The organism is Halobacillus sp. (assembly GCF_049282395.1).
Classification (GTDB): domain Bacteria; phylum Bacillota; class Bacilli; order Bacillales; family Halobacillaceae; genus Halobacillus.
In genome coordinates, this window is sequence record NZ_JBAPTY010000039.1 from 1 (window position 1) to 2,100 (window position 2,100).

Below are 2,100 nucleotides of genomic sequence, written 5' to 3' on the forward strand. Positions count from 1 at the left end.
CAACTAACCTGCGCTAAATATTAATAAGAGGGCGATTCCTTAATTTCAGAATTGCCCCCATTACTTGAAGACTTGATTTCGAGATATTTTATTAAGTATCTACTTTTTTTCTTACTTAAAAAGTAGATAGGACAATACAAATTTTTTCAATTATCGAATTATTTAACTAGATTGTACATAGTCATTAAATAAAAGCCCCCATCCATATGAATGGGGCAAAGATCATTATTGGTAAGTATCAGCATAAGCACTTGGTACACCCATATAACCCTCAGTGTCATTGTTTGTTAAACTTTCCCAAGTAATTTGATAATCGCCTTGAGATAAGTTGTAATATGTTAAGTAACCATCGAAATCTCCACTAACGGTACGGGTATTAAGTAAGGCTCCATCATATGATCGGTAGAGTTTCCATCTAATTTTAGCTTGTTCCCCTGTATGTATTCCGTATTGCTTTACTCTTACATCCATAGTGGCTGACGAGCCAACAGGATCCCAGTCAACATGAATTCCATCCCATTCACCATAATTGTATGTGCTGATTCTATATTGTGCACTGTCAGCTGATACAGATTCAGCAACCCCCATAAACCCAACAAGAATAAGTGCAGACATAAGCAAGGTTGATAAAACCCTCTTACAATAGTGTCTAGATACCATTACTATCTCCCCCTTTTGGACTATGATAGTAATTTCGACACATAACTAATATATCCCTTCTTTTAATTCACATTTTTTTCCAAAAAATTAACATTTTAGAGATTTGTTTTAAGTACATAATAAAGAAGACATTATTTTATACAAGGAGGGGAAAAGATGAAAATACTTATAGCTTTAATGGTTTTAGGTTTCCCGTTGGGAGTCAAAGCAATGGAAATACACTATAATCATGAGAGTCTCACTATTTCGGAAATACAAAGTAAAGTTGATTTTAAAATATTAGTTCCAACAAATATGCCTGAAGGATGGACGTTAGACACCAAAACATCCCCTGATTCAAATACAATAGACCAATTATCTTTACATTATATGGACGAAAAAGATAAAAATCTTATGATAGCAATTCACCAAAAGAAAAGCACTAAAAAGTCCTTGAGATCAGGCTACAAAGGAGAAAAAGTAAACTTAAATGGTTCTACAGGGTATTTTATGAAGTGGGAGAATGTCTCTACAGGTGGTTTACTTGTTTGGAATCAGGACGGGACTTATATCGAAATGGACAGTCAAAGAATATCTAAGGAAAAAATGATAAAGGTAGCTACATCTATGAAATAATGCTTATATGATATTCATGAATCCCCTTCGAGGAGACGACTTTTTAGAGGAAGGGAATGTTCCACGTCCTGATTATTTTTTTCATATTCGTTAAGCTCTACTCCGTAAATTCGCTAAAACCAAAAAAATTTTTAATTTACAGTTAGTCTTTAACTCACTTTGATAGCAAAAAATAAGTGCTCACTACTTGATATAAAGAAACGGGGCGACTATTCCTTATTGGATAATCGCCCCCGTTTGTTTAACACTTGAATTCGAGATATCTTGAAGTTTATCCTAAACTAAGCGTCCCCTAGAACTATATAAAATCTTATATATAACCTTTCATCCTAATTACTTTTCCATCAACTTCTGGACCGACTTCATCCATTCCGGATGAACGATAAAACTTGATCGCGTGGTTATTTGATGGAGAGACTCTTAGATGATACTCACGAACTTCATTGTTTTTAAAGAATTGCTTTGCATATTGGTGTAAAACTTTCCCTTTACCCTTTCCACGCATTTCGGGTGTTAAAAAGTACAAGTTTACATACCCAATATTATTGCCTTCGTATTCACGAATAGTTAATTCAAGTTGTCCGATATATTTACCATCTTCTTTGGCTAATACAAAACCTTCAGGAAAATCTCTGATTTTTTCATCTAACCAGCTTAAATATTCCTCTTCTTCACCGAAACCCATAGTATCCCCAAAACTTACATAAAATGAATCTTTCCGAAATCCAACTACTGTATCTCGATGTTTATTTATGTCAATTGCCTCAAAGATCATTTTAATCCCCCTCGTAAATATCAAATCCCTTCTTCAACTATCCTTCTCTG

3 protein-coding genes are annotated in these 2,100 nt (G+C 34.1%); 1 reads left to right on the plus strand and 2 read right to left on the minus strand.

The features are described from left to right. Nucleotides 1–225: 225 nt before the first annotated feature. Nucleotides 226–660, minus strand: coding sequence for a hypothetical protein (locus WAM07_RS01830; protein WP_014642731.1), 435 nt, complete (start codon nucleotides 658–660; stop codon nucleotides 226–228). A 156-nt stretch (nucleotides 661–816) separates the two neighbouring features. Between WAM07_RS01830 and WAM07_RS01835 the strand changes: the two genes are divergently transcribed. Beyond that, complete coding sequence (locus tag WAM07_RS01835) at nucleotides 817–1,275, plus strand: DUF4367 domain-containing protein (protein WP_014642730.1); 459 nt, start codon at nucleotides 817–819, stop codon at nucleotides 1,273–1,275. 310 nt (nucleotides 1,276–1,585) lie between these two features. Here the strand turns inward: WAM07_RS01835 and WAM07_RS01840 are convergent, their stop codons facing one another. Continuing rightward, nucleotides 1,586–2,050 carry a GNAT family N-acetyltransferase gene (locus WAM07_RS01840; RefSeq protein ID WP_014642729.1) on the minus strand — a complete coding sequence of 155 codons (465 nt, stop codon included), beginning with the start codon at nucleotides 2,048–2,050 and terminating at the stop codon, nucleotides 1,586–1,588. Nucleotides 2,051–2,100 lie beyond the last annotated feature (50 nt).